At 53.4% G+C, this 24,247-nt stretch carries 24 protein-coding genes and 1 riboswitch; of the genes, 5 read left to right on the forward strand and 19 right to left on the reverse strand.

The annotated features are described in order from the left end of the window. Window positions 1–69 precede the first annotated feature (69 nt). A riboswitch (cobalamin riboswitch) is annotated at window positions 70–226 on the reverse strand. 136 nt (window positions 227–362) lie between these two features. From L6H98_RS10945 to cobD, 4 genes are read right to left on the reverse strand one after another with little or no spacing between them, the layout of a single operon-like run. Continuing rightward, the gene (locus L6H98_RS10945) at window positions 363–1,055 is read right to left on the reverse strand and encodes a histidine phosphatase family protein (RefSeq protein ID WP_236415032.1); all 693 of its coding nucleotides are present in this window, start codon (window positions 1,053–1,055) and stop codon (window positions 363–365) included. After that, complete coding sequence (gene cbiB, locus L6H98_RS10950; RefSeq protein WP_236415382.1) at window positions 1,046–2,026, reverse strand: adenosylcobinamide-phosphate synthase CbiB; 981 nt, start codon at window positions 2,024–2,026, stop codon at window positions 1,046–1,048. The genes L6H98_RS10945 and cbiB overlap by 10 nt, the downstream gene beginning before the upstream one ends. A 41-nt stretch (window positions 2,027–2,067) precedes the next feature. Continuing rightward, complete coding sequence (locus L6H98_RS10955; RefSeq protein ID WP_236415034.1) at window positions 2,068–2,868, reverse strand: adenosylcobinamide amidohydrolase; 801 nt, start codon at window positions 2,866–2,868, stop codon at window positions 2,068–2,070. After that, on the reverse strand, window positions 2,865–4,061 hold the full coding sequence (cobD, locus tag L6H98_RS10960; protein WP_236415036.1) for a threonine-phosphate decarboxylase CobD: 1,197 nt from the start codon (window positions 4,059–4,061) through the stop codon (window positions 2,865–2,867). The genes L6H98_RS10955 and cobD overlap by 4 nt, the downstream gene beginning before the upstream one ends. Before the next feature lie 340 nt (window positions 4,062–4,401). Here cobD and L6H98_RS10965 point away from each other — a divergent pair, with 340 nt between their 5' ends. From L6H98_RS10965 to L6H98_RS10975, 3 genes are all read left to right on the forward strand, one after another. Continuing rightward, window positions 4,402–5,403, forward strand: a complete 1,002-nt coding sequence (locus L6H98_RS10965) for a lipoate--protein ligase (RefSeq protein ID WP_236415038.1) — start codon at window positions 4,402–4,404, stop codon at window positions 5,401–5,403. A gap of 87 nt (window positions 5,404–5,490) precedes the next feature. Next, window positions 5,491–6,294: a Cof-type HAD-IIB family hydrolase gene (locus L6H98_RS10970; protein WP_236415040.1), complete on the forward strand. Its 804-nt coding sequence runs from the start codon at window positions 5,491–5,493 to the stop codon at window positions 6,292–6,294. Between the two features lie 295 nt (window positions 6,295–6,589). After that, complete coding sequence (locus L6H98_RS10975; protein WP_236415042.1) at window positions 6,590–6,925, forward strand: DUF3139 domain-containing protein; 336 nt, start codon at window positions 6,590–6,592, stop codon at window positions 6,923–6,925. 99 nt (window positions 6,926–7,024) lie between these two features. Here L6H98_RS10975 and L6H98_RS10980 read toward each other — a convergent pair whose 3' ends face one another. Further along, entirely contained in the window at window positions 7,025–7,957 is a 933-nt protein-coding gene (locus tag L6H98_RS10980; RefSeq protein WP_236415044.1) for an EamA family transporter, read from the reverse strand. Between the two features lie 121 nt (window positions 7,958–8,078). Here L6H98_RS10980 and L6H98_RS10985 point away from each other — a divergent pair, with 121 nt between their 5' ends. Next, the gene (locus L6H98_RS10985; protein ID WP_236415046.1) at window positions 8,079–9,500 is read left to right on the forward strand and encodes a PLP-dependent aminotransferase family protein; all 1,422 of its coding nucleotides are present in this window, start codon (window positions 8,079–8,081) and stop codon (window positions 9,498–9,500) included. A gap of 100 nt (window positions 9,501–9,600) precedes the next feature. On the opposite strand, the gene clpP is transcribed toward L6H98_RS10985, so the two are convergent. The 8 genes from clpP to cysT form a co-directional block, all read right to left on the reverse strand. Then, window positions 9,601–10,182 (reverse strand): ATP-dependent Clp endopeptidase proteolytic subunit ClpP, encoded by a 582-nt coding sequence (clpP, locus tag L6H98_RS10990; protein ID WP_236415048.1) that lies wholly within the window; start codon window positions 10,180–10,182, stop codon window positions 9,601–9,603. 18 nt (window positions 10,183–10,200) lie between these two features. Continuing rightward, on the reverse strand, window positions 10,201–11,130 hold the full coding sequence (locus tag L6H98_RS10995; protein WP_236415049.1) for an RNA polymerase sigma factor: 930 nt from the start codon (window positions 11,128–11,130) through the stop codon (window positions 10,201–10,203). 91 nt (window positions 11,131–11,221) lie between these two features. Next, entirely contained in the window at window positions 11,222–12,016 is a 795-nt protein-coding gene (locus L6H98_RS11000) for an MBL fold metallo-hydrolase (protein WP_236415384.1), read from the reverse strand. 176 nt (window positions 12,017–12,192) lie between these two features. After that, window positions 12,193–12,639 (reverse strand): hypothetical protein, encoded by a 447-nt coding sequence (locus tag L6H98_RS11005; protein ID WP_236415050.1) that lies wholly within the window; start codon window positions 12,637–12,639, stop codon window positions 12,193–12,195. 164 nt (window positions 12,640–12,803) lie between these two features. Next, window positions 12,804–13,871: a sulfate ABC transporter substrate-binding protein gene (locus L6H98_RS11010; RefSeq protein ID WP_236415051.1), complete on the reverse strand. Its 1,068-nt coding sequence runs from the start codon at window positions 13,869–13,871 to the stop codon at window positions 12,804–12,806. 93 nt (window positions 13,872–13,964) lie between these two features. Beyond that, on the reverse strand, window positions 13,965–15,029 hold the full coding sequence (gene cysA / locus L6H98_RS11015; protein WP_236415052.1) for a sulfate ABC transporter ATP-binding protein: 1,065 nt from the start codon (window positions 15,027–15,029) through the stop codon (window positions 13,965–13,967). A gap of 1 nt (window position 15,030) precedes the next feature. Continuing rightward, a complete protein-coding gene (locus L6H98_RS11020) occupies window positions 15,031–15,828 on the reverse strand; it encodes a sulfate ABC transporter permease subunit (protein ID WP_236415053.1) in 798 nt (265 codons plus the stop codon). Continuing rightward, complete coding sequence (gene cysT / locus L6H98_RS11025) at window positions 15,825–16,640, reverse strand: sulfate ABC transporter permease subunit CysT (protein WP_236415054.1); 816 nt, start codon at window positions 16,638–16,640, stop codon at window positions 15,825–15,827. Before cysT ends, L6H98_RS11020 begins: the two co-directional genes overlap by 4 nt. A gap of 311 nt (window positions 16,641–16,951) precedes the next feature. On the opposite strand from cysT, the gene L6H98_RS11030 reads away from it, so the two are divergent. After that, window positions 16,952–17,353 carry a secondary thiamine-phosphate synthase enzyme YjbQ gene (locus tag L6H98_RS11030; RefSeq protein ID WP_236415055.1) on the forward strand — a complete coding sequence of 134 codons (402 nt, stop codon included), beginning with the start codon at window positions 16,952–16,954 and terminating at the stop codon, window positions 17,351–17,353. A gap of 150 nt (window positions 17,354–17,503) precedes the next feature. Here L6H98_RS11030 and L6H98_RS11035 read toward each other — a convergent pair whose 3' ends face one another. The 6 genes from L6H98_RS11035 to purU all read right to left on the reverse strand — a co-directional run bounded on the left by L6H98_RS11035 (window position 17,504) and on the right by purU (window position 24,227). Continuing rightward, window positions 17,504–18,106 (reverse strand): TetR/AcrR family transcriptional regulator, encoded by a 603-nt coding sequence (locus L6H98_RS11035; protein WP_236415056.1) that lies wholly within the window; start codon window positions 18,104–18,106, stop codon window positions 17,504–17,506. A 5-nt stretch (window positions 18,107–18,111) separates the two neighbouring features. Next, window positions 18,112–18,744: a YigZ family protein gene (locus L6H98_RS11040; RefSeq protein ID WP_236415057.1), complete on the reverse strand. Its 633-nt coding sequence runs from the start codon at window positions 18,742–18,744 to the stop codon at window positions 18,112–18,114. Window positions 18,745–18,911: 167 nt separating this feature from the next. After that, on the reverse strand, window positions 18,912–20,267 hold the full coding sequence (locus tag L6H98_RS11045) for a glucose-6-phosphate isomerase (protein WP_236415059.1): 1,356 nt from the start codon (window positions 20,265–20,267) through the stop codon (window positions 18,912–18,914). A gap of 176 nt (window positions 20,268–20,443) precedes the next feature. Next, window positions 20,444–20,761 carry a pyrimidine/purine nucleoside phosphorylase gene (locus L6H98_RS11050; RefSeq protein ID WP_236415061.1) on the reverse strand — a complete coding sequence of 106 codons (318 nt, stop codon included), beginning with the start codon at window positions 20,759–20,761 and terminating at the stop codon, window positions 20,444–20,446. A 53-nt stretch (window positions 20,762–20,814) separates the two neighbouring features. Next, window positions 20,815–22,857, reverse strand: a complete 2,043-nt coding sequence (tkt, locus tag L6H98_RS11055) for a transketolase (RefSeq protein WP_236415063.1) — start codon at window positions 22,855–22,857, stop codon at window positions 20,815–20,817. Window positions 22,858–23,333: 476 nt separating this feature from the next. After that, window positions 23,334–24,227 (reverse strand): formyltetrahydrofolate deformylase, encoded by an 894-nt coding sequence (purU, locus tag L6H98_RS11060; RefSeq protein ID WP_236415065.1) that lies wholly within the window; start codon window positions 24,225–24,227, stop codon window positions 23,334–23,336. Window positions 24,228–24,247: the final 20 nt, after the last annotated feature.

A 24,247-nucleotide genomic window follows, 5' to 3' on the forward strand; every position in this document is an offset into this window, starting at 1 on the left:
GCGCACGACAGCACAAGGCCGCATGCATGGAGCATTGCCCGAAACGCTGTCCTTTCCTCGAAGGAACACCGATGGTTAAACGCCCTGGGCAGGCAACCTGACTTTCCACGCCGAATCGGCTGGATTACAGTGGCGGGACCGTGCCGGATTTGCACCGGCTTCCCCTGTTTTACCCGTTTGCCCTCTCCGGATCGTCCGCACGGACGCCGTGATTTTCGGGACTAACGGGTCCCATGGTCGTTAATATTGCATCCCCATTCAAGTGGGTGTGCATCTGCTGCCGAACGCCTTCGCCAGCTCTTGAAACGATGCTTGTACCGAAGCCACACTTCTGTTGTGATTATAGGTGATATCGACCGTGCTTACAACCCGATTTCGGGAAAAGGAAGACGGATTGCCTTCCGTCCGTCCGGCGAACGTTCCAATTGAAGCCGGATCGCTTGCCCCGGAATGACCGAAACGCCCCAGAACGCCTGACCTGGCAGCAGCCGAGTCAGCATATAACGAATGACCCCGCCATGCGTAACGACCAGATCTTTCGTCTGCGCTGTTGCCAAATCACCAGTTCTCTCATGCCGGGGTTCCGCCCATATTACTTCATTCATAAAATCATCGATCCGGGCAGCAAACGATGACCACGGTTCCCCGCCGGGCGGAGTTACCGTTTGCGGTGAATCGATCCATTCCCGGTAACGGGCCAAATGCTTCAGTTCCTCATAGGTCCGCCCTTCCCATTCGCCAAAATGGATTTCTCTCAGCCGGGAGTCCATGTGGGCTTGCCCTGCGTGCAAGGGGGCGACCCATTCCAGCGTCTGGCGGCAGCGAAGCAGATCGCTGCTATGGACCGATCTCCACTCGATGCCGCCCAACTGCACGCGCAGTGAGGCCAATTCCTGCTCCGCTTCAGGCAGCAAACCGATATCGGTATGGCCGAGGTACCTCTTTTCCGCGTTCCACGCCGTCGTGCCGTGACGAACAAGCCATAATTCTTTTTCCCATCGATCGTGTGTCCCTTGCTGATCTTGTTGTTCTCCCCGTCTTGTCATCATGTCCATAACAACGAGCCTCCGCAGAACCAGATCAGCAGGTTGACCAAAATGCAGAGCAGTACGAACGATCCGGCCGACCAGAACATCAGGCGCGACGTGCGCACGATGTCTTCGGCCTCCATTGGACGAGTGGGCTCACCCATATATGCACGAAACGAAGCTACGCCATGGTAAACATTGTGCCCGCCAAGCCGAATGCCCAGCGCTCCGGCAACAGCCGACTCAGGAAAACCGCTGTTCGGACTTGGATGCAATCGTGCATCCCTGGAGACCATGCGTGCTGACTGCCTTGCGTCCAGCTTCATGACCCAGGCGCCCGCGATGAGCAATAAGGCCGTGATCCGCGCCGGAATCCAGTTGGCCCAGTCGTCAAGACGTGCCGAGGCCCAGCCGAGATGCAGGTACTTTTCGTTTTTGTAACCGACCATGGAATCCAAGGTGTTAACGGCACGATAGGCCATGGCCAGCGGAGCTCCTCCGATCAGCGCGTAGAACAGCGGGGAGACGATGGCATCGACGATGTTTTCGGCCACCGTTTCCACTGTCCCGCGCACGATCTCCGGTTCCTCCAGATGCTCGGTATCCCTGCCCACGATCATGCCGAGCGAACGTCTGGCTCCCGGAAGGTCGCCTTGCGCCAAATGGCGATAAACCTCCATGCCTGCATCCTTCAGTCCTTTGGACGCAATGGTGGTCGCAATTAACAGGATTTCGGCCAAAACAGCGAGCACTGGATGGATCAGCCCCAGCACAATGAGTACCAGCCACGTCAGCATAAAAGCACCGCCGGCAATCACGATCGGGAACCATAATCCGGCCTTTTTGAGCCCTTGATCCGAATGAACCTTGGCACGGATCCATCGTTCTAAAGCCGTAATGCCTTTGCCCATGCCGATGACCGGATGGGGAATCCAGCGAGGATCACCGATGCAGCGATCGACGATGTATGCCGCCAGCAGCACCCAGGCACCCGTCATGGCGGTCCATATCGGCCAAGAAGCGAACGCGAATATGTTTGTCATCGCGGTTCCCCCTCCTGCCGCCGTACCCATTGCCCTGCCTCAAGGCTCTCTTTCACAGTGTCATACACCAGTCTGCCGATGGCTGCGCCCATGACCGTCGCCGTACCCGCGTATTGGATCAAAGGTTTGTCTTCTTGGTCCTGCCGGACGGCGAGCACGATGGCATCGGTCGTTGTCCCCGTCGCCGACAGTCCGTTGTCGGCGTCCCGCACGCCGCAATCGGCCAGCGCCGCGGCTTTTGCTTCCACAGCAGTCTGTACGGCATTGACCATTGCTCCCGGCGTCATGCGCCCGAACACCCACAACATGATGTTGATGGTGCCCGGCACATAAACGGCGTCCCGGATCGAATTCTCCTCCGCTTCGTTACCGCACGCATCAAAGACGAGCCGGTCCGAACCGGCACGGGCAGCATTGGACACACCTGCGGTTGTGCAGCACAGCAGTCCGAAATCCGATCCGTCCCATTCCTGAATGGACGTATGCTGCAGCTTGACCGCTGTCAGCAAACCGGAACACAGATCACGCGGCTCCTGCCATTCGGCCAGCAGCCGTTCGATGTCCCTCAGAGGATCATCACAGCGGTAGTGCTTGTCGACGTAAATGTTGAACACGCGGTCCAGCTCCGTCATGCCTCCGCCAACGATCGCGCTGGACAGGGCCGGCACGGGAGAAGGCACGGACGCTTTGACATGACGCTCATGAATCGTAACGCGGAGGCCCGGCCAAGTCACAGAAGTATAAGCGGTCCCCGCCGCGGCAAGGTTACCCTCCACGTCGCGAAACGGCAATGTCATTGGACGCCACCCCCCGATTTTTGAACCGGGTCGGGTACAGCTTCGATCTGCTCATCCGTCCCGACTGGTTCCTCCGTTTTCGAAGTTTGGGCGGTTATTATGCAGCCCAGCGCTTCGATCAACCGTTTGTTGGACGGCTCGTCTTTAACCGCAATGCGGACATGACGCTCCGTCAGACCCGGATACATCGCACAACTGCGGATGAGGATGCCCTGCCCGCCAAGCTCCGCCTGCATGGTGGCAGCAGTCCACGGATCGGGCAAACGGACGAGCAGGAAGTTGGCCTCTCCAGGCGTTACCTCACAGCCGTATCCTAACAAAGCATCACTCAGCCGCCTGCGTTCCAGCGCAATCTGCTGCAACGTTTCCCGTTCGAACGACTCTCCACTGCGCAGGCAGGCTTCCCCGGCAATCAGCGCAAGGCCGTTGACGCTCCACGTCACCTGCTTGGCTGTCATTGCCTCGATCAGTTCAGGCCGTCCCAAGGCATAACCTAAACGCAGTCCGGGTATGGCATAAAACTTGGTCATGGAGCGGATGATGATGACCTGCGGAAAATCATGCAGCCTTGCCGCAAGCGAGTGGCGCTTCTCCGCCGGAATAAAGTCCATGAAGGCTTCGTCCACGACGAGCACCGCACCCGTATGCCCAGCCTTGAGAGCCAAACGTTCAAGTACGGCCACCGGATACTGCACACCGTTCGGGTTGTTCGGCTGGCCCAGGAAGAGCATGTCCACTTGTTCCAGCAATCGTTCGATGTCCTCCGTCTCGGCCCGCCAATCCAGCTCTTGCCGTCCACGAACGCTGATCACTTCTGCTCCGAATTGCCGGGATAGAGCGGCATACTCCGAAAAGCCCGGTTCCACGGTTCCCACCCTGCGGGGAGCCAGTCCAAGCAGCAATAAGGCCATGTTCTCCGCCGCGCCGTTGCCTACGGATATACAATCCGGAGCGACTCCCAGCCTGCTGCCCAAAGCGGATTTCAACGCGCGATGTCCCGGATCGGGATAGCGCAGCACCGCATTCAAACCCTGTTCCAATGCACGCAGCACTTCCGGCGGCGGACCCAGGGGATTGATGTTTGCGCTAAAATCGAGAAAATCGGCGGGATCTCCCCCGAAACGGGATGCGGCCGTCTCCACGTCCCCGCCATGTCCGAAAACTTCAATGATATCGGTCATTCTGTCCGTCATCCTTTCTATGTATCCTGTTTATTATGGCGTCCGGGCAAGGTGTGGTCAACGCCGAATTGTCCGATCTGAGCCTGCTTCTTTGCGTGTTTTTACATGATTCGGTGTAAAATAACAAAATATGATATCGCCGGTCGTTTTCTTTTTCGCATCGAACCGATGGAGACGTTAAGCGTATGGCGATTCTTATCGCAACGGCTGTTCAAGAGAAGTTTTCCGGTAATTTCTGAAAGCCATGCGCGGTTTACGATACTTTCTGATATGATAGTAGAGGAACTTCGTTCCGCGAGAATCACTACATAAGGGAGACTTCTCCCTCACATACATTAATGGAGGAATGACCATGCTGTTTGTCGACAACCAGGGCATCACGGATCCTTCGGTAAACCTCGCCATCGAGGAATACATCCTGAAGCATCTGCCGATGGACGACAGTTATTTGCTGTTCTACATCAACCGCCCTTCCATCATCATCGGAAAACACCAGAACACGATTGAGGAAATCAACATCGAGTACGTTCAGGATAACAACGTTCAAGTCGTGAGACGTCTGTCGGGCGGCGGCGCCGTTTACCACGATCTCGGCAATCTCAACTTCAGCTTCATCACGAAGGATGACGGCCAGTCCTTCCACAATTTCCGCAAATTCACCCAGCCTGTCGTCGAAGCGCTCCATGAACTTGGCGTCAACGCCGAATTGACCGGACGGAACGACCTGCAGGTGGGCGAACGCAAAATTTCGGGCAATGCCCAGTTCTCCACCCGCGGCCGCATGTTCAGTCACGGCACGCTGATGTTCGACTTGAACCTGGACCACGTACAGGCTTCCCTGAACGTCAATCCCGAGAAGTTCAAATCCAAAAGCACCAAGTCGGTCCGCAGCCGCGTCGCCAACATTCGCGAGTTGATGAGCAGCGACATGACGATCGAAGCGTTCCGCGGCGAATTGCTGCGCCACATTTTCGGCATGGAGCCTAACGAAGTTCCGCAATACCATTTGACCGAGAAGGACTGGGAGAAAATCAACGAAATCTCTGCCGAGCGCTACAAAAACTGGGACTGGAACTACGGCCAATCGCCGGAAAGCAATGTGAAGCATTCCCGCAAATTCCCTGTCGGCATCATCGATCTGCGCATGAACATCAAGGACGGACGCATCGAAGACATTAAAATCTTCGGCGATTTCTTCGGCGTAGGCGACGTGGCGGACATTGAGGACATGCTGCGCGGCAAGCGTTACGAGGAAAGCGACGTGCGGGAAGCTCTCAAGGACCTTGACGTCAAGCATTACTTCGGCAACCTGGAGCTGGAAGATTTCATCGGCCTGATTTTCCTGGAAGAGTAGCACGGAGCAACATTACCCTGCAAAATAAAGCGGAATTAACAGATTCGATTCACCTCATCATGCACAGATAAAAAGGAGAGAAACCGGATGACTTACAAACTGATCGCCATCGACATCGATGACACCCTGATCAACGACGACAAAGAAGTGACCCCTGCCACGCAAACCGCATTGGAGCAAGCCGTTGCTCACGGCGTGGTGGTTACGCTGGCCACCGGCCGCGCTTACGCCTCCGCTCAAGCGTTGGCACGCCAAACGAAGCTGAACGTGCCGATCATCACGTATCAAGGCGCACTGGTCAAAAACCTGCTGGATGAGCATGTGCTCTATGAGCGCTATGTTCCGCAAGACGCTTCCCGCAAGCTGTTCGACTACTGCCTGGAGCATAATCTGCACCTGCAAACGTACATCGACGACAAGCTGTATGCCCGCGAAGAAAACGACAAGCTGCGCGATTATGCCAAACTGAATGGCACGCAGTACCACATTGAACCGGACTTCATCAAAGTGATCGAGCAGAAAACGCCGAAGCTGTTGATCATCGACGAGCCGGATTATTTGGATAAGGTGGCCGGAGATCTGCGCGAACTGCTCGGACCTGAGGTGCACATCACCAAATCCAAACCGTACTTCCTGGAAATCATGCATCGCGAAGGAACCAAGGGACATGCCTTGACCTTCCTGGCCGAGCATTTCGGCCACGAGCTCAGCGAGTGCATCGCCATCGGCGACTCGTGGAACGACCACGAGATGCTTGAAGTTGCCGGACTTGGCGTGGCCATGGGCAATGCGATTCCTGCACTGAAAGAACTGGCCGATTACATCACGCTGAGCAACAACGAAGACGGCGTAAAACACGTTATCGAGAAGTTTGTGCTGAACGCGGAATAATTGCCTGGCAGAACATCTTCCCTTTCATGGCCCCGATTGTTTACAGCAATCGGGGCCATTTACTTTATCCAACAAAAACAGCCTGAAATGCGCAGCGCGCATCAGGCTGTTTCCCCTTTGAACAGATCTTTTCGGGTCTTATCGATAAAACACAGCGCTCGTAATGACCTGACTGGAATTCAAAATTTCGGAAGGCCGGATATAGGCAAGGGGATCTACGCTTGTACCGCCCCATAGAAGTTCTTTTCCTGTGCCGATTGAACATGTATGATTTATCCATAGAGGTGATAGAGTCATGAAAATCAGCAAAGGAAAATTAGTTATCTTCCTGTTTCTTGCTTTGATTCTTGGAATATTTGCATTTTTGTGGAATGTTCAAAGAAGTAGGGAAGCAGAAGTACAAGCCTATCTCGTTGACGTCAAGGGATACAGCAAGGCAGACATTCTAGCCATTGACACCCATTTCGGCAAAGCGCCGCTCGTTAACACTGAGGTCATATTCAAAGATGAACCAAACGCAAGATATTTCTATAAAAAAGAGAATGGTGCTATATTTCAATATAATAGCGCACCCGTAAATGGGGTAAATCCCGATTATTCATATAAACACCTTGAACCTGTTCAACCTTAGTCAAGCGCTCCACCGGAAACGCAGAAGCCCTCTCCTATCTTTGTGAACAAATAGGAGAGGGCTTTTCTACGCGGACAAAAGCTTATAAGGGTTTAACTATCATCCAACCCGTGCTTTGAATTGTACTTTTCGAATCCCTGCTCGAAATGCGGACATCACCTTGTCGTTCATGGCAAGCAGGCCGGAAACGATCAGCACGACGCCCGTCCACGTCATCCAGCTGACATGCTCGTTATAGAGCACAGCCCCCAGAACAACGGCGATCGGCGGGGAGATATACAGCCAGGTCGCCGGGAACAGCGGATTGGTGCGCGACATGATCCAGTAGAACAGACTATGCCCCACCATTGAACCGATCACCGTTAAATATAACAGGGACAGGATTGCAGGCTGCCAATCCAAGGTGCTTATGCCCATCTTCCAAGGCTCGGTTACAGCCGAGAGTCCCAAAAGCAGCACGCCCCCGTACATCATTTGCACGGCATTGATGGCCACCGGATCGCTGTCGCTGAATTGGTTGATGACCTTTTTCGAGTATAACGCCCCTGCCGAATAACATAACTCCCCTACCAGAACGGCCATACAGCCCAAGAGCCATAACGCGCTTCCGTCAAACGATATGCCCGGCAGGACGACCAGCACCACTCCGCCAAAGCCGACCACATACCCCGCAACGATGCGAAGCGATGTTTTTTGCCGTAACAGCGCGGTTTGCATAATCATGATCATGAGCGGCCCCGTCGCCGACAAAATGGCCCCTACGCCGGAACTGACATATTGTTCAGCCCAATACAGCGTCGCAAATGTGCCGAAGGTCAATCCCATGCCTGTTAACAGCATTTCTTTCCGCCACAACAGGGAGAGCTTCACGCGTCCTTTCATCCACATCCATGCAAACATCAGCGCCCCGGCGGCCACGAACCGCAGTCCTGCGGACAGAAAAGGCGGAAGCCCTGCCTCCACGCCGATTTTGATCGCCAAAAACGTCGTACCGAAAATCAAACACATTATCGCAAATGCTGCCGCTACCATGCCAACTCCTCCTTCAACTTGTTCACCATCATACCTCACCGTCAACAGAACAGAATGAAGAAAACAGAACAGTGATCTGCCGTTTGGTGTTACAATGGACTGCAAAAGGAGCGTGGGCGGGTTGAGCAAAGCCATTTTGATGTCTGATAACAGTCTGAAACTGTATGAGCAAGTCGTGCATTATCTTGTTGTTCGCATCGAAGCGGGTGAATGGGCCGAACATGAAAAGATGCCTTCCGTACGCAGCTTGTCCGAACAGCTCGGCGTTCACCGGCTGACCGTGTTCAAAGCCTATCAGGAGCTAAAGGAGCGCGGACATGTATATGTCAAAGACAAAGCGGGTTATTTCGTCAGCCCGGCCGATCCCGCTCCGGTGACCGACCAGGCGGATGACCCTGCCGTTTCGGCGTGGCTGCATTGGGATTCGCTCGCGCGGGTACAGTCGCTTGAAGCAGACTTCCAGTTTTCCAAATCGCTGATCGATCCGGCCCTTCTCCCCAATCTTTACTGGGGAGAGCTGATGCGGGAGCTGCTGGACCAATACCCGCGGCTGCTCGGAACCTACTCGACCATTCAGGGCGATCTGGAGCTGCGAAGCGCGCTGGCCACCCATTTGACGGCAAAGGAACGATTCTATGTCTCGGCGGATGAAGTGCTGATTGCGACAGGCGCGCAGCAAGCCATCGACCTGATTGCGCGCAGCCTCATCCGGCCCGGCGACCGCGTCATGGTGGAACGGCCGACCTACGGCCCCGCCATGGAAATTTTTCGCAAGCAAGGGGCGCGACTGGTTTTTGCGGACATGCATGACGAGGGTTATGACCTGGAACAGATCGAACGGCTGATGCGCCAAGAGAAACCCCGGCTGCTCTACCTGACGCCGACGTTCCAGAATCCGACGGGATTGAACATCGGAGCCGAGCAGCGCAAACAGCTGCCGGAATTGGCAGAACAGTACGGCTGTTTCCTGTTGGAGGACGACAGCACCTACGACATCTATTTCGGCGAAAAACCGCCGCCGCCCATTTTCACCTACGATACGACCGGACATACGCTGTACATTCGCAGCTACAGCAAATATGTCGTACCGGGCCTGCGCATCGCGGCCATCATGTGCCGGCCGCGCTTCATGCCCGGGCTGCTGGCCATCAAAACGCTGGCGGATAACGGCTCCCCGCTGCTCAACCAGAAGCTGTTTCTCCGCTATTTCCAATCGCCGCGCATGCACCAGCATCTCTCCAAGCTGCGGACCGCGATCCAGATGCGCATGGAAGTGATGGAGCAATGCCTGCTGGAAACGGATTGGGTCTGGACCAAACCGGAAGGCGGGCTTAATATTTGGGCAGAGCTGCCGGAAGGCATCGATACGGGCCGTTTGCTGCACCGATGCATGGAGCATTCGGTGGCATTCGTGCCAGGCACGGTGTTCGACCCTTCTGACGCAAGCGCAAGCCGCAAGCTGCGGCTCTCCTTCTCCTACGCGCACGAACAGCAAATACGCGAAGGCATGGGTCGGCTCATCGAGCTTGCCCGGAAAGCATGAAACGTCCTGCTTGCGCTGCACGATAAACGAATAACCCGAATGGTCCGGTTATCGCGACCCCTCGGGTTATTGTTATGGTTGAAGCGTCTCCGTTCCTTGATCAGGTTCCGGAAATCACCTTGTCAATCAATCCATACTCCACCGCTTCCGCCGAAGTCAGGAAGTAGTCCCGGTCCGAATCCTTCTCGATGCGATCCAGCGGCTGGCCCGTGCGATCTGCCAGCAGTTGGTTCAAACGCTGGCGGTGCTGGATGATCCGGTTCGCATGAATCAGCATATCCGACGCCTGGCCCCGCGTGCCGCCATGCGGCTGGTGGATCATGATCTCGCTGTTCGGCAAAGCCATCCGTTTGCCTTTGGTGCCTCCGACGAGCAATATCGTGCCAAAGCTGGCCGCCATGCCTGTGCAGATCGTGGAAATATCGGGTTTCACAAACTGCATCGTATCATAAATCGAGAACCCGGCTGTAACCGAGCCTCCCGGACTGTTGATGTACATTTGGATATCTTTGTCGGGATCCTCTGCGGTCAGAAACAACAGCTGTGCCACGATGGCATTCGCCATCTGGTCCTCGATTTCCCCGGACACCATAATAATGCGATCTTTCAACAATCGGGAGTAAATATCATAGCTCCGCTCTCCGCGGGCTGTCTGCTCCACTACGTATGGTACTACGTTCATGCTTGTCGCCTCCTCGGTTTATGCAACCATGCAGACGGCCAAGCCTGCCCCAAACATGCGCGGAACATCCTGGCCATGCAGCACGGGCTGCATCGTTTGAGACGGCAGAGCCTGCAAAATCGTGCCGGCGACGGCCATCGGGTCATCGCTCCGGTTCAGGCACAGATCGATTAGCGCCACGGCATCGCCGGTGCGGAACGCCCTCAAATAGCTGCGCAGCTGCTCTGCGCCTTGCTCATCTTCCCGCAATCCATAATCCGGGCCGGTCGACGGATCGTCGGAACCCGAATCATGCAGCCTCTGCCTGATCTTTGCAAGCGCGGCTCGAGCCCGGCTCAGGGCGGCTTTGACCGCCCCCTCCGTCGTATCCAGCAAATCCGCTGTCTCTGCCGCCGTATATCCCAACAGATCCCTTAACATATAAATGACCCTTTGCCATGGCGGCAGCCCGTTGACCAGCAGACGGACCGCCAGCTCCAGGTCTTCAAATCGTTCTTCGTGCTCCGTGTCCGCAAGCAGCGGTTTCAGGCTGTCCAGCTTCCGTGACAAGCGTGCACGCTTGCGAAGCTGGTCAATCCACGTATTACGCGCCGTGCGGACCAGATAGGCCTCCCAGTTCATTTCCGGGTTCGTACTCTGCTGCCCGGCATATGTGGAGGACCATGCTTTAAGACACGTTTCCTGCACCAGATCTTCCGTCTCCCAGACGGACCCCGTCAGCGTCATGCAATAGGCATACAGTGAACCAAGCGTTTCGGTCAGACTTGCCGCTGGCGCTTGGTTTATGCCTGTCTCCTGCTGCGCATTCCTGGTCGAAATTCCCGGATCGCCAGAAAATGCAGACATTGTGATCGGTTTGGTGCCATAGTTCATAATTCGGTTGGCATTTCGCTTTTGTTCATCAAGTGGTCTGTTGATTCTGCAATCGACGGACTTCACAAAGGCCATGTAAGGGGCCCCCCTTTGTTGGTTCCTGATTGGTCTTACATCTTGTAAACGAACAGCGGTCCGCAAAGGATACGCAGATTAGCGATTTTTTTCAAAAAGGTTCCGTTTCCTTATCCAACGTTATGGTCATTCCTGCGCGAGCCAGCGTAATACCGCCAGGCAAGCCGTAATCTTTCCTTAGATCCACATCATGGGACATGTGGGTGAAATATGCATGCCTAGGCTTCACCTCGTCAAGCAGCTCTTGCGCTTCGCGCATGTCGTACACCGAGCGTGTGGAGAATTCCGCCTGCTCATGCACAAAGCTCGTTCCAAGCACCAGCACGTCCAGATCGTGCAGCAGTTCCTTTTCGTTCGGCTTCAAATCGATGGCATCGGAGCAATAGGCCCAGCGGTATCCTTCCCGTTCCAATCGATATGCATAAGAATATCCGTTTTTGCCGTGGCACACTTTCCAGGAGGAAATCTTCCATCCACCCAGCTCAATGCCCTCATCCGTTTCCAGAAAGTCCATATGCCTGGACAGCCACGGAAATTGACCTTGAATGACCGCAATAACCTCGCGCGGTGCATACAACCGTCCTTTAACCCCAAGCCAGCGGCATGCATCGGCCCATTCCGGCAAACCTCCGATATGATCAAAATGCGCATGGGTGATCAGCAGCGTATGCACCATTCGGAGACCCAGCCCTTCCATCTGGGACCGCCAGTCCGGTCCGCAATCGATCAGGATCCTTCTTTCATCATCTGTACCGTGAAGCAGCACGGAAGATCGCCTGCGCCGGTTGACGCCTGTGCTCCGGGCTTCCATGCAAATCTCGCACTCACAATATACGCGCGGAACGCCCATCGCATCACCTGTGCCTACAAATGTCAGCCGATTCATCCAACTCATTCGTATTCCCCCTCGTCACGTCCATCTTAACTACTGTTGATTATATGTCATCCTCGCTTTTTTGCAAAAAAAGACCACCCTGATGCGGTACCGCTTCCGCATCGGGATGATCCTCTGACTCTTCGCGAATAACCTTGCTATGTATTGCTGCTTGCCGTTACCTGAGACTATGCCAAGGCGCGCAGTTTCAGCGTAAGCTCCTTTCCTGCGGGCACGTCCACGGATTCCGCGACGATCCAATTGCTTGCCAATCGCCGTGCCAGTATTTCGGCTTGTTCCGGCTTCAGGCGCAAACCGGTCACGATGCCTTCTCCTACGGTGAAGTCTTGATCGGCCTTCAAACCAAAGGCTTTCTCCAGCCAAATGCCGAGTCCACCACGAGTATTAAAGGTCATTCGGTACCCGTCCTTCACGGCTTCTTCCAGACGCTCGCCATGCTCTGCAGCATAGGACAGAAACTCGTCGTACACGTAATAATCGTCAGCCACTGTATCAAAGCCGGACGCGTTCTGCGTCCGAATCGCCTCCAGTATGGCCGCATCCGACATGCCGTTGATGCGTGCATGCTCCACGCGGATCGCCGTGCTTTGTGATAATTTGACTTCAGTATTCATTCCATTCACACCTTCCTGTAATAACGCTATGTTCATCGTCCCGATTCATTATAGCCTGTTCGTTCCGTCAGGTACAAAAAATGCCCCGACCGCAGCCAAACGACAAAACCTCCAGCGAGGGGCTGGAGGCTCCATGATGATCCGGTATGATCCGACTGCCGCTTCTATAGGCCTGCCAGCACCTGGTACCATACGCCGCGTTTGGAATACAGCGTATTCCGAACCTCATCCCATCCGCCAAGGTAGTCGATGTCGAACAAACCTTCGGGAATCGGAAATTCGGATGCCGTCTCCGCAAAAACGTCAGGGTCGACCGCACGAAAACCGTGCTTGGCGAAAATGCGCTGCGCTTCTGGTGTACGCAGATAGGCCACAAAAGCTTCCGCCAACTCGCGTTTTCCGTTTTTGTCCGCGTATTTGTCCACGACGACCGCCGGATTTTCGATCAGGATCGTATCTTTCGGCACCACGATATCATACTTTACTCCTTTGGCAATCCGGGCGAGCAGCTCATTCTCGTATGTTACGATGACGTCACCCACGCCGTATTCGAAGGCTGCCATCGACGACCGGCCGCTCTTGTCCAGCGATTCCACATTTCGATGTACCTTCTCCAGAAACGCCTTCGCGGCCGCCGGGTCTTTCTTGCCTTCCTGCTCCTCCGACTGTTTCAATCCAGCGCCGTAAATGGCATTGATGTCCCACTGGGCTCCGCCTGACGTTTTGGGGTTAGGATACAGCACCTTGACGCCGGGTTTCGTCAAATCTTCAAAGTCCTGAATGCCGAGCGGATTTCCTTCGCGCGTGCCCAACACCACGATGGAACGCGTGATCATGCCGTTGTAAGGTGACTGCTTCCATTCAGGCTGCACCAGATCCGCTTTGACCAGCTTGTCAACATCGCCTTCCATGGCCAAAAGCGCAACATCCGCCTCGAATCCGCCCACGATGGCTCTCGCCTGTGTGCCCGAAGCCTCGTAGGATTCCTGGAAATGAACGGTTTTGCCCGTCTTGGCCTTCCATTCCTCCTGAAACTTCGGCAGCAATTCCGCCATGGCATCTTTGACGACGCTGTATGCCCCAATGACCAGCGTATCCGATTTCGCTTCTGCGGAGGAGCCATCCGCTGCTTCGCCTGTTTCCTGCCGGTTGCTGCAACCTGCCAGCGCGCAGACCAACAACAATAACAATGCGGCATATACCAGAGCGATGCTTTTTTTCCTGGTCTGCATGTACAGTCCCTCTTTTCAAAATTCAGCTTAGTTGACTGCTCGCAATCACATATGATTGTCGATCGGTTACTTGAACCGAGCAATCATTCATCCCTAAATCATGACCGGCATCGGATCTTCCTTGAGCGCATTTTCCACAACCCAGCTGTCCGAATCGTTGAACAGATAGGCCCGATGCACCAGCACCCGGATCTCCTGCCCGATCTCCAGCGTTGTTTTCTCCAACGAGCGGTACGTAATGAGCTTGTGGCCTCGCACTTCCACTTCAACCATCCATTCGCTGCCACGGAAATGAAGATGCTTTACGGTACCTTTTTCCGTTGCCGACAGCATCGTGAATTCGTTCTCGAGACCGATCTCGATATATTCCGGACGAATCAGTGCCCGGGTAGCTTCTCCTTGCGCCGCTCGTTCAAAACCTTTAAGCTCGGCAGCATTCTCCACCACGGTCGATTCGCCGATAAACGTAGCCACAAAAGGGGTCTGCGGGTTTTTGTAAATGTCCCACGGCGTGCCCTTCTGCTCGACCCGTCCCTGACTGATGATCATGATCTCGTCCGCCACCTCAATGGCCTCATCCTGGTCATGGGTAACAAAGATGGACGTAATGCCTACGCGCTCGATCAGCTCTCTCAGCCAAGAGCGCAGCTCCTGGCGGATCTTGGCATCGATGGCGGCGAACGGCTCATCCAGCAGAAGCAGCTGCGGCTCCGGCGCCAACGCTCTCGCAAACGCCACGCGCTGGCGTTGTCCGCCGGACAGCTGGTGCGGATAACGCTGCTCGAACCCTTTGAGTCCGGTCAGCTCGACCAGTTCCATGACCCGATCGCGAATTTGCGCTTTGGGCGTCTTTTTGACCTTGAGCCCGAAAGCGATGTTATCGAATACGGTCATATGCTTGAATAACGCGTAATTCTGGAATACGAATCCGATGCCGCGCTCCTGTGGAGGCAAATGATTCACCACGTTTCCGTGAAAACGGATCTCTCCGGAGTCCGGGCTTTCGAGGCCGGCCAGCATGCGCAAAATCGACGTTTTGCCTCCGCCGCTCGGACCGAGCAGGCCGATCAAGTGACCTTTGGCAATATCGAACGAGACATCCTTGACCGCATGAAACTGACCGAAATGTTTGTTCAGATTCCGAACCTCAACATGCATCTCAATGCACTTCCTTTCGCTTCTTGGCCCATTCCATGATGAGCAGTAGTAATGCGGAAAACGTTACGAGAACCAATGCCACCCCGTTGGCGGCCGAAACGTTGAAGTTTTCGACGTCCTGATAGACAAGCGTTGTTGCGGTTTGCGTTTTGTTCATGATATTGCCGGATACGACAAGCACGGCCCCGAACTCGCCGAGAGAACGGGCCACGGTCAACACCAGCCCATAAATGACGGCCCAGCGGATCGAAGGCCAGGTCACGCTCCAAAAGGTTCGCCAGCTGTATGCCCCCAGGGTAGATGCAGCCTCTTCCTGTTGAGAACCCAATTCCTGCAGCACAGGCATCACCTCGCGGATCATGAGCGGAAACGTGACGAACAGCGTCGCAATGACCATTCCGGGGAAAGCGTAGACCACGTTGAAACCGATCCCCTCAAAAAAACCGCCCATGATGCTGTTCGGTCCGAGCAGCAATACAATCATCAATCCGCCGATGACAGGCGATACGGCATATGGCAGGTCCACGATGCTGTTCAGCAAACCTTTGATCCGATCGCTGAGCCATCCTGCACGAACCAGATAGATCGCCATCATGATGCCGAACAACGTGTTCAGCAGCGTGACAACGAGCACGACCAGCCCTGTCATCATTAGCGCATGCAGCGCTTCAGGCCGCAGCAGCCCATCCAGCAATCCTCCGAAACCATCTTCGAATGCACCGATGATAATCCGTCCAAGCGGAATAATCAGCAAAATAATGAATACCAGAAAGGTAAGTCCGATCAACAGTCTTCTCATCTTCTTCTCCCCCGCATCTGCACCAGATTGATCAGCCAGAGGATCAGAAAAGACAGTGTTAATAGCAGCACCGAGACAGCTGCCGCTCCGGTCGGATTATCGCTCTCGATTTCCCCGTAAATAAATACGGAGGCGGTCAGCGTTCTGCCCGGGATGTTTCCCGCCACGAGTACGACGGCCCCGAATTCGGCAAGGGCTCTGGAGAAAGCGAGCATGCCTCCGCTAATCATGCCCGGCAGCATCGATGGCAGAATCACCTGCATAAAGGTACGGGCCTTGGATGCTCCCATCGTATAGGACGCTTCTTCTTCAGAAGGATCGATTTCCTCCAGCAAAGGCTGGACCGCACGGATGACAAAAGGAAAGGTCACAAACGTCATCGCGATGACGATGGCCGGCTGATGAAATACGATTTGGAACCCGAGCGATTCGGCCAACTTGCCGATGGCGCTTACCGGACCGAGCAGCAGCATGATCATTAATCCGCCCACCGCCGTCGGGAGTGCAAAAGGCAGGTCCACCAGACTGTTAAGCAGCGATCTGCCCCAGAAACGGTAACGCGTGAGCACCCAGGCAACCATCGTGCCGATAACCACGTTGATCAGCGTAGCAATCACCGCCAGCCGTATAGTCAACAGCACGGCTTTCCAGGCAATCGGGTCCATCACGCTTTCCGCAAAATTGGCCCATCCCTCAGAGAATGAGTTCACGTAGACGCCAATGATCGGAAGCACGATCAACACTATGAAATACAACAATACGGTACTGCGGAATCCCCAAGTCCATCCTTTATGACGAAGAACGGTATTCATTACTGCATTCCCTCCCAGCCTCCGGCTTACTCCGGTCGGCGCTCTTTCCGCTGAATACAACGATTTCCCTTAGTTGGTTTTTATTCCTTTAATATTATTCCCATTAGTCTACTTGGTTTTGACTTATCTGATACTTTACCAGTTTACAGTACAGGTCGTCAATGCTTTTTCGAGAAGAATTGCTGGGGTTCAGCGGTTTGTTTCAACGCTCTGGATTAAGGTACAATTTGAGTATGTAATAAAGATGATCTGTCTTATAAGCAAAACCATTTCAAATCGTGGATATGTAAATGAAAAGGAGTGTCACCACCATGCTGCAAACGATGAATCTGTCCACAACAAGACGGGACGAAATGAAGGATATTACGCACGAGGTTGAGCAGGTTGTCCGCAGAAGCGGCGTGCAGAACGGCACCGTGCTCGTCTACTGCCCGCACACGACGGCAGGCATTGCCATCAACGAAAATGCGGATCCTGACGTAAAACACGACGTGCTGCTGCGCCTGGATGAAGTCTACCCTTGGGAGCATCCGCAATACCTGCATGCTGAAGGAAACACCGCTTCCCATCTTAAATCCATAACGACCGGACCTTCACAAACGATCATCATTCATGAAGGGCGGTTGCTGCTGGGTCGCTGGCAAGGCATTTACTTTTGCGAATTCGACGGACCTCGTTCCAGGGAATATTTCATCAAAATCATGGAGGGCTGAACAAACACGAACAGGCGGTCCGCCCTCATTCGGGCCATAAACCGCCTGCTCTTTTCTTTTCTGCATATTAACTTTCGTAAGATAACGTAATAAAGAATTAATGTTATGACAATTCACCGCCCTGAAGTATGAAGTGTGACGAAAGCGTCATTATTGGACGCCAGGCTGGTGTTGAAGATTGCGGCATAACACTTTTACATGTGTCAGAGCTGCTGCTTCGATCTCGGCAAACGTCAATCGGTCTTGTATATAGTAAGAGATAAATCCATGCATCGACAGAAACAATGTCCTTGGCACACATTGAATGTCTTCCTCCGGGCATCCTTCCTCTTTCATGTATTGGCGCACAATGGAGGCAAACAATTCGAAGCAGCGTCCCTGCTCCGTCCTGCAATAAGACAATAATTCCTCATCCCGAATCATAAACATGATCTCATACTGATACGGATTTTCCAGCGCAAAACGAATGAACTCCATCATGATCTGCTCCACTTTGGTCAACTCGCTCGTTCTAGGCCTGACCATGGCTTGCAGCAGCAGATGTCCCAAGTGGTTGAAATCTTCAACCACGATGGCATAAAACAGTTCTGCCTTTTCCTTGAAATGGTAATACAGCGACCCATGACTATAGCCCAGATGCTGGCCGATGCTCCGCATCGAAATGGCGCGGTATCCTTTGGTTATAAAAAGATGCCTCGCCGCCTCCAGTATCCGCTCCCTCGACAACTCCTGTTCGACTGCTCTTCTAGCCATATATTTTATTCCCCTTCAATAAAATAAAGCCGCTGTCCCTCCGTGACCCGGGATTGCCCTTGCGTCAAATCCGTGATCCAGGCGATGAATGCCTCGGTCTCACTATCCGGCGGAAGACAAGTCAACGTAACCTTATCGGTAAAACTCGTTTCACCTGTACGGACTTCCCGGCTCCTTAATTCATTCTCCACTTTGCCCAGCCACGTGTAATCCAGCTCCACGAATACTTCGCGATGCAGAACCCGCGTAATTCCTTCTCCTGCTTCGATGGCTGCAACCGCACCATCCGTGTATGCACGGATGAGCCCACCGGCGCCGAGCATGATTCCCCCGAAATAACGCGTGACAACGATGGCCACATTTTTCAATTGCTGGTTCCGGATGACTTCAAGAATCGGCTTGCCCGCCGTACCGCTCGGTTCGCCGTCATCGGACTGCTTCTGAATCTCATCCCGCTCGCCAATCATGTAGGCTGAACAGTTATGCGTAGCATTCCAATGTTTTTTCTTGATTTCATCGATAAAAGCAATGGCCTGCTCTTCAGTCTCCACCGGCATGATATGCCCGATGAAACGCGACTTCTTTATGACGATTTCCTTGTTTCCCGGTCCGCGGACCGTACGATAACGTTCAAGCATGTCGTTCCAACTTTCTGATTTGATCCATTTTACAACAAAGCAGTTCCCCGCGTAAACGCGGACGAACTGCCCTGTGTTCACAACATCGGACCTCGGCAGCCGAAGCTGCCTAAATCCGGAATGCTGTTCCATCCTTTATAACCAATCTATATGAGCAAAACGATGAATTATTCGGAAAGTCTCGCTTCCAGCGCTGCTTTCTCTTCTTCATAGCCTGGTTTGCCCAGCAATGCAAACATGTTTTTCTTGTAAGCTTCAACGCCCGGTTGGTCAAAAGGATTGACACCCAGCAGATATCCGCTAATGCCGCATGCTTTTTCAAAGAAGTATACCAGATAACCGAACGAATATGGAGTCATATCCGGAATGTTGACGATCAGGTTTGGCACTTGGCCGTCCGTATGCGCCAGCAACGTTCCTTGGAATGCTTTTTTGTTGACGAAATCCATCGTTTTTCCTTCCAGGAAATTCAGTCCGTCCAGATCGTCCGGATCGGCTGCGATAGAGATGTGTTCCGCCACTTCAGCAACCTGGATTACGGTTTCGAAGATATTGCGGCTGCCTTCCTGGATAAATTGTCCCATGGAGTGCAGGTCTGTCGAGAAGTCGACGGAGGCAGGATAGATGCCTTTGAAGTCTTTACCTTCGCTCTCGCCGTACAGCTGTTTCCACCACTCGGACACGAAATGCAAGGATGGCTCATAGTTTACGAGAATTTCCGTGCCTTTGCCTTTGCGATACAACGCATTACGAACGGCTGCATATTGGTAGGCTTGATTTTCGGCTACGTTCGGGTTGCTGTATTCTTTGGAAGCGTCAGCCGCGCCCTGCATCATTTCTTCGATGTTGATGCCTGCAGTCGCGATTGGCAGCAATCCGACAGCCGTCAGCACGGAATAGCGTCCGCCCACGTCATCCGGAATGATGAAGGACTCATAACCTTCTTCATTAGCCAATTTTTTGAGAGCGCCGCGCTCTTTGTCCGTTGTTGCATAAATGCGTTTGCGAGCTTCTTCTTTGCCGTATTTTTTCTCCAGTTCAGCGCGGAAGATCCGGAAAGCAATTGCTGGCTCCGTTGTTGTACCGGATTTGGAAATGACGTTCACGGAGAAGTCTTTGCCTTCGATCAGGTCCAGCAGATGGCTCACATAAGTGGAGCTGATGTTGTTGCCTGCAAAATAAACTTCTGGCGTTTTGCGTTTTTCTTTTGGCAAATTGTTGTAGAAGGAGTGTGTCAGCATTTCGATCGCTGCGCGTGCACCAAGGTAAGAACCACCGATACCGATTACGATCAGTACATCGGAGTCGCTTTGGATTTTGGCGGCTGCCTTCTGGATGCGGGAGAACTCTTCTTTGTCGTAAGCGGTTGGCAGGTCGATCCATCCCAGATAGTCGGAACCCGTTCCTGTACCGTTATGAAGCTGCTCATGTGCCAGGCGGATCGGTTCAGCAAAATAATCCACTTCATGTTGGCCTACAAATTGCAGGGCAGTGCTGTAGTCAAAGGTCACTTTTTTAGCCATGATATTAAACCCTCCTGATTATATGTGTTTGGTCCGTTTCAATGAATCAACTTAGCATTAGGATACTGCAAATCCACGGGGCTGACAAGCTTGCGAAACCAACTTTGTCATCCGGCAAACGAAGTAAAAAGGGTAAACCGGACCTTGCTCGCAAGGCCCTGCTTACCCTTATTGTGTTATTCCGCCGGGTACGAGCAGCAATAATCGGTAACGCTGCGTATCTCCAGTTTGAATTTGGAATTGGCAGGCACATGGAATGTGGCTTCGCCTTGAATCTCCAGCCAGTTTTCCTCGCCCGGGAGCAACACTCTCAGGTCGCCGGACAGAATCTCCATGATTTCGCGGGAATCCGTACCGAACTCGTAGCTGCCTGGAAGCATGATGCCCAGAGTGACTTTGCTGCCATCTCCCAAAATTACCGTTCTGCTGGTTACTTGGCCTTCATAATAAATGTTGGCCTTTTTAACAACGCTGACTTGATCAAACTGTGACATTCGTACCCGCTCCCCCTGAAGTTAAATAGACGTTATCTTAAGCGCTGTGGTTATTACAGCAATGCTTTTACGCGGCTAACCACGTTTTCCACAGTGAAGCCGTATTCTGCGATGACGCGGTCTCCAGGCGCGGATGCACCAAATGTGCTGATTCCGAGAATGTCGCCTTGGTCGCCAACGTATTTTTCCCAACCCATCGGGTGAGCCATTTCAATCGCCAGACGTGCTTTGACATCAGGCAGCAGGACGGATTCTTTGTATGCTTTGTCTTGTTTGTCGAACAAATCCCAGCTCGGCATGCTGATGACACGAACTTGAATGCCTTCTTCAGCCAGCGCGGCTTGAGCTTTGACAGCCAGCTGCACTTCGGAACCTGTAGCGATGATTTGAGCAACGGCTTTGCCGTCTTTCGCATCAGACACAACATAAGCACCGCGTTTTACGTTCTCGCGCGCGCCTTCTACCGTTCCTTCGAGGATCGGCAGGTTTTGACGAGTCAGCACCAGCGCAACCGGGTTGTTTTTGTTTTCGAGCGCATAAGCCCATGCTGCGGAAGTTTCATTGCCGTCAGCCGGACGGATGACCGTCAGGTTAGGAATGATGCGCAAGGAAGCCAATTGCTCGATTGGTTCGTGAGTCGGTCCGTCTTCACCAACAGCGATACTGTCGTGAGTCAGAACGTACGTTACAGGCAGACCCATCAGAGCTGCAAGGCGTACAGCCGGACGCAGGTAGTCGGTAAATACGAAGAACGTACCTCCGAATACTTTTACGCCGCTGTGCAATGCCATACCGTTCATCGCAGCAGCCATGCCGAACTCGCGGATACCGAAGTAGATGTTGCGGCCGGAGTAATCTTCTGGCGTGAAGTTGGCGATGTTGTTCAGGTGTGTCATTGTGGAGCTTTCCAGGTCGGCAGAACCGCCTGTCAGATAAGGCAGGTTAGGTGCCAGACCGTTCAGGGCGTTACCGGATGCCACGCGTGTGGATACCGCTTTGTCTGTGGCCGCGTATTTAGGCAGATCGCGATCCCAGCCTTCAGGAAGTTCGCCGCTGATTGCCGATTCGAACTGAGCTGCCAGCTCAGGGTATGCTTTTTTGTACTCGGCGAATTTCTCGTCCCAAGCTTTGTTTGCCGCGATGCCGCGCTCTTTCACTTGCGCGAAATGGTCGCGAACTTCAGCAGGCACGTAGAAGTCCTCTTCGTATACCCATTTATAGAATTCTTTGGTCAGTTTGGCTTCTTCCGCACCCAGTGGGGATCCGTGCGTACCGCCGTGGCCGCCTTTACCTTGTTTGTTCGGGCTGCCGTAACCGATCACGGTTTTCACTTCGATCAGTGTAGGACGAATGCTTTCCGCTTGTCCTTCCTGGATTGCTTTTTCAATTGCAGGCAGGTCGTTGCCGTCTTCAACGCGCAGCACTTGCCAGCCGTATGCTTCGAAACGCTTCGCGATGCTTTCGGAAGAAGACAGGTTCAATTCGCCGTCCAGCGTGATGTCGTTGGAGTCGAACAATACGATCAGTTTGCCGAGGTGCAGGCGTCCGGCAAGCGAAGCCGCTTCATGGGATACGCCTTCCATCAGGTCGCCGTCGCCGCAGATCGCATACGTATAATGGTTAACTACATCAAAATTGTCTTTGTTGTAGGTTGCGCCGAGTTGTGCTTCAGCCATAGCCATACCTACAGCCATTGCAATCCCTTGGCCGAGTGGTCCTGTCGTAGCATCAACACCCGCAGTGTGCCCGAATTCCGGGTGACCAGGCGTTTTGCTTCCCCATTGGCGGAATTGTTTCAGTTCTTCCATAGGCAGGTCGTAACCGCTCAGGTGCAGCAAGCTGTACAGCAGCATGGAACCATGTCCTGCGGACAGCACAAAACGGTCCCGATTTACCCATGTCGGGTGAGCCGGGTTATGTGTCATCGTTTTAGCAAAAAGCTGGTACCCCATCGGAGCGGAACCCATCGGCATGCCCGGGTGTCCGGATTTTGCCTTTTCGATGGCGTCAATCGCCAGTGTACGAACCGTCGTGATCGACAGGTTGTCGATTGTGCTGTTTACGTCCTTTTGAATCGCTTCGTTCTTGTCAGTCATGGTTTGTCCTCCTCATGTCTTTAGATAAGTCGGGTGCGCAAGCGAATCCCTCTCATCATACAAGCAAACCGTATATAACAATAAGTAAATCCGCTTGAGTGTTTCATTTTGACTTATTCACTTTTGTATTGTATCACTTGGCGAGGCGCTTTTCCATAACCTCTTTTCGGCGAACAGGGAAATTCGGTCGTTGGAGATCGTGAAAGTGGCTTCCGCTCAGCTTTGGGGCGCAAATTGCCCGCCATATACCAAATTTGCCCAGGCCATACCGATCCTCTTACATTCCTCCACAACTCGGATCGCCCCATGCTTCCATCGGATGAAGTATAACCCGAAACCGGAAAACCATACTCTTTGTGGAACAATGCCATAAAAAAAGACGAACTCCCCTCTCAATGAACGGGAGCCGCCTTCAACAGCCATTATGCATGGCATTACAATTGCAAATTAATCCTGCACAGCACTAAACTATAAGGTTAAAAAACGACCGTTTTATTTTCGTGAACCAGCACCCGGTCCTCCACATGCCACTTCACTGCCCGTGCCAGCACGACGCGTTCAATGGTGCGTCCGATGCGTTTCAATTCGTTCACGTCGTCACCATGGCTTACACGCTGCACATCCTGCTCGATAATCGGTCCGCCATCCAATTCTTCGGTAACATAATGCGCCGTCGCTCCGATGATTTTTACGCCGCGCTTGTATGCCTGAGCATACGGTTTGCCGCCGACGAACGCCGGAAGGAACGAATGATGAATGTTAATGATCCGGTTGCGATAATGTTCAATGAACGTTGGCGAGATGATTTGCATATAACGCGCAAGAATGATCACGTCGATATCGTCGCCGATGACTTCCAGCTGGCGTTTTTCCGCCTCGGGCTTGGTCTCTGCGGTAACCGGAATGTGATGGTACGGGATACCGAAAGATTCCACGTAATCTTTCATATCCAAATGGTTGCTTACGACCAGGGCGATATCCGCATCCAGGTCCCCGGCCTGCCATTGCCATAACAGTTCCACCAGGCAGTGGTCTTCCTTGGATACAAAAATGGCGAGTTTCTTTTTGCGGCTCACCGCCGTCAACGTCCATTCCATCCGGAACTTGCCTGCCACTTCGGCGAAGTCTGTCTCGAGCTTGTTCAAATTGTCAGACAATTGCGGCAGATCGAACTCGACGCGCATGAAAAACATGCCTCCGGCCGGGTCCATCGTATATTGGTCGGACTGAACGATGTTTGCACCGTGCTGGTGCAGGAAATGCGAAACGGCTGCTACGATTCCGGGTCCATCCGGACAGGAAATGAGCATCCGCGCCCGGTCGGCGCGGTTTTGTTGATCAGGACGTAATTGTTTGGCATGAATCTCCATCGGGTACTTTTCCTCCTTAA

The organism is Paenibacillus sp. JJ-223, from assembly GCF_927798175.1.
Lineage (GTDB): Bacteria > Bacillota > Bacilli > Paenibacillales > Paenibacillaceae > Paenibacillus > Paenibacillus hubeiensis.

Bases quoted from the DNA above. Each gene is read 5' to 3' on its own strand.
- L6H98_RS10995 (WP_236415049.1), bottom strand. From the start codon at position 11,130: ATGGCCTTTGTGAAGTCCGTCGATTGCAGAATCAACAGACCACTTGAT.
- L6H98_RS10970 (WP_236415040.1), top strand. From the start codon at position 5,491: ATGACTTACAAACTGATCGCCATCGACATCGATGACACCCTGATCAAC.
- L6H98_RS11005 (WP_236415050.1), bottom strand. From the start codon at position 12,639: ATGAATACTGAAGTCAAATTATCACAAAGCACGGCGATCCGCGTGGAG.
- L6H98_RS11030 (WP_236415055.1), top strand. From the start codon at position 16,952: ATGCTGCAAACGATGAATCTGTCCACAACAAGACGGGACGAAATGAAG.
- clpP (WP_236415048.1), bottom strand. From the start codon at position 10,182: ATGAACGTAGTACCATACGTAGTGGAGCAGACAGCCCGCGGAGAGCGG.
- cobD (WP_236415036.1), bottom strand. From the start codon at position 4,061: ATGACGGACAGAATGACCGATATCATTGAAGTTTTCGGACATGGCGGG.
- L6H98_RS10965 (WP_236415038.1), top strand. From the start codon at position 4,402: ATGCTGTTTGTCGACAACCAGGGCATCACGGATCCTTCGGTAAACCTC.
- L6H98_RS11020 (WP_236415053.1), bottom strand. From the start codon at position 15,828: ATGAGAAGACTGTTGATCGGACTTACCTTTCTGGTATTCATTATTTTG.
- cbiB (WP_236415382.1), bottom strand. From the start codon at position 2,026: ATGACGGGTGCCTGGGTGCTGCTGGCGGCATACATCGTCGATCGCTGC.
- cysT (WP_236415054.1), bottom strand. From the start codon at position 16,640: ATGAATACCGTTCTTCGTCATAAAGGATGGACTTGGGGATTCCGCAGT.
- L6H98_RS10955 (WP_236415034.1), bottom strand. From the start codon at position 2,868: ATGACATTGCCGTTTCGCGACGTGGAGGGTAACCTTGCCGCGGCGGGG.
- L6H98_RS11035 (WP_236415056.1), bottom strand. From the start codon at position 18,106: ATGGCTAGAAGAGCAGTCGAACAGGAGTTGTCGAGGGAGCGGATACTG.
- L6H98_RS11050 (WP_236415061.1), bottom strand. From the start codon at position 20,761: ATGTCACAGTTTGATCAAGTCAGCGTTGTTAAAAAGGCCAACATTTAT.
- L6H98_RS11000 (WP_236415384.1), bottom strand. From the start codon at position 12,016: ATGAATCGGCTGACATTTGTAGGCACAGGTGATGCGATGGGCGTTCCG.
- L6H98_RS10980 (WP_236415044.1), bottom strand. From the start codon at position 7,957: ATGGTAGCGGCAGCATTTGCGATAATGTGTTTGATTTTCGGTACGACG.
- tkt (WP_236415063.1), bottom strand. From the start codon at position 22,857: ATGACTGACAAGAACGAAGCGATTCAAAAGGACGTAAACAGCACAATC.
- L6H98_RS10975 (WP_236415042.1), top strand. From the start codon at position 6,590: ATGAAAATCAGCAAAGGAAAATTAGTTATCTTCCTGTTTCTTGCTTTG.
- cysA (WP_236415052.1), bottom strand. From the start codon at position 15,029: ATGCATGTTGAGGTTCGGAATCTGAACAAACATTTCGGTCAGTTTCAT.
- L6H98_RS11010 (WP_236415051.1), bottom strand. From the start codon at position 13,871: ATGCAGACCAGGAAAAAAAGCATCGCTCTGGTATATGCCGCATTGTTA.
- L6H98_RS11040 (WP_236415057.1), bottom strand. From the start codon at position 18,744: ATGCTTGAACGTTATCGTACGGTCCGCGGACCGGGAAACAAGGAAATC.
- L6H98_RS11045 (WP_236415059.1), bottom strand. From the start codon at position 20,267: ATGGCTAAAAAAGTGACCTTTGACTACAGCACTGCCCTGCAATTTGTA.
- L6H98_RS10945 (WP_236415032.1), bottom strand. From the start codon at position 1,055: ATGGACATGATGACAAGACGGGGAGAACAACAAGATCAGCAAGGGACA.
- purU (WP_236415065.1), bottom strand. From the start codon at position 24,227: ATGGAGATTCATGCCAAACAATTACGTCCTGATCAACAAAACCGCGCC.